Source organism: Accumulibacter sp. (assembly GCF_031732815.1).
GTDB lineage: Bacteria > Pseudomonadota > Gammaproteobacteria > Burkholderiales > Rhodocyclaceae > Accumulibacter.
This window is the reverse complement of record NZ_JAVMKF010000124.1, coordinates 22,553-29,032: the sequence shown is the minus strand read 5'-3', so window position 1 is coordinate 29,032 and position 6,480 is coordinate 22,553. Positions and strand designations below refer to the sequence as shown.

Sequence of the window (6,480 nt, the reverse complement as noted above, 5' to 3'; positions counted from 1 at the left end):
GCCAGAAAATCGTTCCCGGGCAGGCGATCCCTGATAACCCGATCATTCCTTACATCGAGGGCGACGGAATCGGCGTTGACATCACGCCCGTCATGATCAAGGTGGTCGATGCGGCAGTCGCCAAGGCCTACGGCGGCGGTAAGAAAATCTACTGGATGGAAGTCTACGCCGGCGAAAAATCGACCCAGATGTACGGCTCCGACGTCTGGTTGTCGGCCGAAACGCTGGAAGCGCTGAAGGAATACTCGGTGTCGATCAAGGGCCCGATGACGACGCCGGTCGGCGGCGGCATCCGCTCACTGAACGTCGCGCTGCGCCAGGAACTCGACCTCTACCAGTGCGTTCGTCCAGTGCGCTACTTCCGCGGCGTACCGTCGCCGCTCAAGGACCCGTCGAAAACCGACATGGTGATCTTCCGCGAGAATACCGAAGACATCTACGCCGGCATCGAGTGGCCCGCCGGCTCCGACGCCTGCAACAAGGTCGTCAGGTTCCTGCAGGAGGAAATGGGGGTCAAGAAGATCCGCTTCCCGGCCACTTCCGGCATCGGCATCAAGCCGGTCTCCGAAGAAGGGACCGAGCGCCTGGTACGCGCTGCGATCAAATACGCGATCACCAACAAGCGGCGCTCGGTGACCATCGTGCACAAAGGCAATATCCAGAAGTTCACCGAAGGCGCCTTCCGCGATTGGGCGTATGCGCTGGCGGAGAAGGAATTCGGCGGCGTGCCGATCGACGGCGGACCATGGCTGAAGCTGCCGAGCGGCATCATCATCAAGGATTCGATCGCCGACGCCTTCCTGCAGCAGATCCTCCTGCGTCCGGCCGAATACGACGTGATCTGCACGACCAACCTGAACGGCGACTACATCTCCGACGCGCTCGCGGCGCAGGTCGGCGGCATCGGCATCGCTCCCGGCGCCAACATCTCCGACCTTTACGCCTGCTTCGAGGCGACACACGGCACGGCACCCAAATACGCCGGCCTGGACAAGGTCAATCCCGGATCGCTCATTCTTTCGGCCGAAATGATGCTCCGCCACATGGGCTGGATCGAAGCCGCCGACCTGATCATCAGCTCGATGGAAGCTGCCATCGGCGACAAGGTCGTGACCTACGACTTCGCGCGTCTGATGGAAGGCGCGACCGAAGTTTCCTGCTCCGAGTTCGGCGACGCGATGATTGCGCGCATGTAATCTCTGGCGCGCTGCCAGCAAGCGAAAAGGCCCCCGCAAGGGGGCTTTGTCATTGTCATTCTCCCGTCGGCCCTGTCCTGCCCGGCCGACCTGCCTTCTCCCGCTGCCCCGACGACGACCATGCCCAGCCCGACCGAACAACGCATCGCCACGACCATCGCCGAAGAAATCGGCTGCCGCCCGGCTCAGGTGCTGGCGACCGCCCAGCTCCTTGACGACGGCGCCACCGTACCCTTTGTCGCGCGCTACCGCAAGGAAGTGACCGGCGGCCTCGACGACAATCAGTTGCGCGTTCTGGCCGAACGTCTGGCCTACCTGCGTGAACTCGAAGAACGCCGCCAGGCGATCCTCGCTTCGATCGCCGAGCAAGGCAAGCTGACGACCGAACTGGCAAGCGAAATCGACGGCGCACAAACCAAGCAGCGGCTGGAAGACCTCTACCTGCCGTTCAAGCCGAAGCGGCGCAGCAAGGCGCTGATCGCGCGCGAAGCCGGGCTCGTGCCGCTCGCCGAGGCGCTGCTGGCCGACCCGACGCTTATCCCGGAAGCCGAAGCCGAGCGTTACCTCAACGCCGAGGCAGGCTTCCCTGACGTCAAGAGCACGCTCGACGGCGCGCGCCAGATTCTGATGGAACGTTTCGCCGAAGACGCCGAACTGCTCGGCGAGCTGCGCGACTATCTCGGCGAGCACGGCGTCGTGCGCTCGACCGTCGTCGCCGGTAAAGTGAGCGAAGGTGCGAAGTTCCAGGACTACTTTGCCTACAACGAAGCGCTTCTCGCCATCCCCTCACATCGCGCGCTGGCCCTTTTCCGCGGCCGCAACGAGGGCGTCCTGCAGCTTGCCCTCGTCCTCGACAGCGAACTCGAGGGACCGGCAGAGAACGGCAACGCGTGCGAGTCGCGCATCGCGCGGCGCTTCGCCATCGTCAACCAGGGTCGCCCGGCCGACAAATGGCTGGCCGATACGGTGCGCTGGGCGTGGCGCATCAAGCTCTCGCTGCACCTCGAGCTCGAAATGATGAACGCCTTGCGCGAACGCGCCGAGGCCGAAGCCATCCGGGTTTTTGGCGCCAACCTGCGTGACCTGCTGCTCGCTGCACCGGCCGGCCAGCGCGCGACGATGGGCCTCGACCCGGGCCTGCGCACCGGCGTCAAGGTGGCCGTCGTCGATCGCACCGGCAAGCTGCTTGACAGCGCGACAATCTACCCGCACGAACCGCGCCGGGACTGGCAGGGCGCCCTCGCCACGCTGGCCGCTCTGGCGAAGAAACACGCGGTCGAACTGATCAGCATCGGCAATGGCACGGCCTCGCGCGAAACTGATCGCCTGGCGGGCGATCTGATCCGCCTGCAGCCCGATTTGCACCTGTCGAAGGTCGTCGTCTCGGAAGCCGGCGCCTCGGTCTACTCGGCCTCGGAATACGCCGCACGCGAGTTCCCCGAACTCGACGTCAGCCTGCGCGGCGCCGTCTCGATTGCCCGCCGACTGCAGGATCCGCTTGCCGAACTGGTCAAGATCGATCCGAAATCGATCGGTGTTGGCCAGTACCAGCACGATGTCAGCCAGACGCGCCTGACCCGCACGCTCGAGGCCACCGTCGAGGACTGCGTCAATGCCGTCGGTGTGGACCTCAATACCGCTTCGGTTGCTCTGCTCACCCGTGTCTCGGGACTGAGTCCGACGCTGGCCGCAAACATCGTCGCCTTCCGCAACGAGCACGGCGAGTTTCGCAACCGGCAGGCGCTGCGCCAGGTTCCCCGCCTGGGCGAGAAGACCTTCGAGCTGGCCGCCGGTTTCCTGCGCATCAACAGCGGCGACAACCCGCTCGACGGCTCGGCCGTGCACCCGGAAGCCTACCCGCTGGTCGAGCGTATTCTGGCCGACCTCAAGCAGGAAATCCGCCGGGTGATCGGCGACGTGCGCCTGCTCAGAGGACTCGTTGCGGAACGCTACACCGACGACAGGTTTGGCCTGCCAACCGTCCGCGACATCCTGCAGGAACTGGAAAAACCCGGCCGCGACCCGCGCCCGGAGTTTCGCACCGCTGCTTTCCGCGACGGCATCGAGGACCTCAAGGACCTGCAGGCCGGCATGATCCTGGAAGGCGTGGTGACCAACGTCGCCAACTTCGGCGCCTTCGTCGACATCGGCGTGCATCAGGATGGCCTGGTGCACATTTCGGCGATCGCCGACAAGTTCGTCAAAGACCCGCGCAGCGTCGTCAAGGCGGGTGACGTCGTCAAGGTCAAGGTGCTCGAAGTCGATCTGCCGCGCCGCCGAATCGCCCTGTCGATGCGCCTCAGCGACGAGCTGCCGAGCGCCCCGCGCGCCGGCTCGGCGCCAACCAGCGGACGCGCGCGCCAACGGCAGAACAGCCAGCCCGAACCGGCGAGCGCCATGGCCAGCGCGTTTGCCCGCCTGCGGCGATGAGGGCGGCAGCGGTCATCGCCGCAGGCGGGCCGCGTCTGGCGCCTCGCAACGCCGCCCGCTGCGCACGCCGGACTACAATATGCAGCAGCGCGCAGGGTGGCCGTGGTCGACCGACCTTCTCTGGCTTTTTCGGCTTTCAGCTTTTGGCTTTCCTGTTCGCCGCTCTGCGCGCCCTCACCCGCCAACCTTCTTTGTGCCAGCCCGGATACCCCCATGCCCAGCCCTTCCGATCAAGCTTCCGTTTCCAGGCAGAAGACCGGCGCGCGCAGCGCGACCGAGGCTCGCCTCTCACGCCAACGCAAACCCCTCGACCTGGCCGTCGATGACTGGCAGCGCGGCCTGCGCCGGCAATTTGGCCGCGAACAGCCATTCGAGCTCGAGAACCTCGGCGACGAACCGGTTTTCTCCGAGTTCTCTGTGTATAACCCGAGTCGACGCAGCCGTTACCGCGTCTGGATTCGCGGCGGCGAGACCGGCGACAATCATTGCACGTGCCCAGACTTCGCGACCAACGATCTGGGCACGTGCAAGCACATCGAGTTCACCCTGGCCCGCATCGCGGCCCAGCCCGCCGGCCGGGACGAACTCGCCGCGGGCTTCTGCGGAACGTTCAGCGAGTTGTTCCTCGACTACGCCGGCCAGCGGCGCGTCCGCCTGCGCCCGGGCAGCGCCTTCCCGGACGAGTTGCACACGCTGGCCAGCGAACTGTTCGACGCTGACGCTGGCTGGCAACTGCCAGTTGCGCGCTTCGCCGACCTGACGGATTTTCTCGTCCGCGTGCGCGCGTCCGGGCACGAACTGCGTTGCGCGGAGGACGCGCTCGCCTTCATCGCCGAGGTACGCGATGGCGAACAGCGGCGCGCGACGCTCGACGCTGCCTACCCGCTCGGCGCCGACAGCCCGCAACTCGCCGGCCTGTTGAAGACCGCGCTCTACCCCTACCAGCGCGCCGGCGCACTCTTCGCCGCGCGTGCCGGGCGCGCCCTGATCGGCGACGAGATGGGCCTCGGCAAGACCGTCCAGGCGATCGCTGCGGTCGAGCTCTTCGCCCGCCATTTTGCTGCCGAGCGCGTCCTGATCGTTTGCCCAACCTCGCTCAAGCATCAGTGGGAACGCGAAATGGCGCGTTTCACCGAACGCCGGGTATGCGTCATCGGCGGTGGCAGCGCCGTACGCCAGCAACGCTACGCGCAGGACGATTTCTGCAAGATCGCCAATTACGAAACGATCAGCCGCGACCTCGACCTGATCGACGCCTGGGCGCCGGATGTCGTCATCGTCGACGAGGCACAGCGGATCAAGAACTGGAACACGATCGCCGCGCGCGCGCTCAAACGGATCGCCAGTCCGTTCGCCGTCGTGCTCACCGGCACACCGCTGGAGAACCGCCTGGAGGAACTGATTTCTATCGTCCAGTTCGTCGACCAACACCGACTCGGTCCCACCTGGCGGCTGCTCGACGAACACCAGAAGCGCGACGAAAACGGCCGCGTCGTCGGCTACCAGGCACTCGACCGCATCGGCCAGACGCTGGCGCCGATCATGCTGCGCCGACGCAAGGCGGAGGTTCTCGAACAGCTTCCAGAACGCGTCGACAGCACGCTTTTCATGCCGATGTCGCCGTTGCAGGCCGATTATCACGAGGAAAACCGCGCGCAGGTGGCACGCATCGTTCAACGCTGGCGACAGAGCGGTTTTCTCTCCGAGAAGGATCAGCTCCGCCTGCAGTGCGCCCTGCAGAACATGCGCATGTCGTGCAACAGCAGCTTCCTGCTCGACCACGAGACCGACGACGGCTTCAAGGCGGACGAGTTGATGACTTTGCTGGACGACATTCTGAGCGAGCCGTCGGCCAAAGTCGTCGTTTTCAGCCAATGGCAGCGGACGCACGAGCTGATTGTCCGTCGACTGCTCGAACGCGACTGGCAGCACGTCTTTTTTCACGGCGGGGTGCCCAGCGAAAAACGCGGCGAACTGGTAGACCGTTTCAACAACGATGCCGATTGCCGGGTCTTTCTGAGTACCGACGCCGGCGGAGTCGGGCTCAACCTGCAACATGCCGCCGCGGTCGTCGTCAACATGGACCTGCCGTGGAATCCCGCTGTGCTCGAACAGCGCATCGGGCGCGTGCACCGTCTCGGCCAGACGCGCGGCGTGCAAGTGATCAACCTGGTCGCGCGCGGCACCATCGAGGAAAGCATGCTTTCCGTTCTCGCTTTCAAGAAATCGCTGTTTTCGGGCGTCTTCGACGACGGCGCAAGCGAGATCACGCTACACGGCTCGCGCCTGTCGAAGTTCATGGAGACCGTCGAGCAGGTCTCGGGGGCGATGTCGCAGCAAACGATCGACGCCGAGAGCCAGGATGCAGAAGCGCTTGATTCGCTGTCTGCCACCGACGGCGAGGCCGAGGCCGCCAGCGAGCGCGTCGCGGCGACGGATAGCCCAGCAGCGCCCGCCGAGCTGCCGACGGAAACGCCCGCAGCGCCAGACAGCCACCCGGAGACGGCGGCCGAGCCAGCAACCGAAGCCGCCACGAACGCCCACGTTGCCGTGCATCAGCCAGACGACGGCGGCGCGGCGATCGACCGCGCTCCACCCGGCGGGCCGCACACCGCCGCCGATCCCTGGGCGCCGCTGCTCGGCGCCGGCATCCAGTTGCTCGGTGAACTGGCCGCGGCGGCACAGGGAGAGCGCGAATCGCCATGGGTGCGCCGCGACGCGCAAACCGGTGAGCGCTACCTGAGGCTGCCGGTGCCCGATGCGCAGACCGTCCAGCGCCTGGCCGAAGGCCTGCTCGGCCTGCTCGGCGGCGGCCGGCGCTAGCCCACCGGGCAAGGTACAGGGCGATGGAAGC

General features: G+C 65.9%; 3 protein-coding genes. All 3 read left to right on the top strand.

Annotated features, from left to right (window positions below; all coding sequences use genetic code 11):
• Positions 1-1,196: NADP-dependent isocitrate dehydrogenase (icd, locus tag RKP46_RS08945; RefSeq protein ID WP_311106326.1), on the top strand; the 1,196-nt coding region annotated here is incomplete at its 5' end.
• Between the two features lie 120 nt (positions 1,197-1,316).
• Entirely contained in the window at positions 1,317-3,626 is a 2,310-nt protein-coding gene (locus RKP46_RS08940) for a Tex family protein (RefSeq protein WP_311106325.1), read from the top strand.
• A 213-nt stretch (positions 3,627-3,839) separates the two neighbouring features.
• Positions 3,840-6,449, top strand: coding sequence for a DEAD/DEAH box helicase (locus tag RKP46_RS08935; RefSeq protein ID WP_311106324.1), 2,610 nt, complete (start codon positions 3,840-3,842; stop codon positions 6,447-6,449).
• The last annotated feature ends 31 nt before the right edge of the window (positions 6,450-6,480 follow it).

Bases quoted from the DNA above. Each gene is read 5' to 3' on its own strand.
- RKP46_RS08940 (WP_311106325.1), top strand. From the start codon at position 1,317: ATGCCCAGCCCGACCGAACAACGCATCGCCACGACCATCGCCGAAGAA.
- RKP46_RS08935 (WP_311106324.1), top strand. From the start codon at position 3,840: ATGCCCAGCCCTTCCGATCAAGCTTCCGTTTCCAGGCAGAAGACCGGC.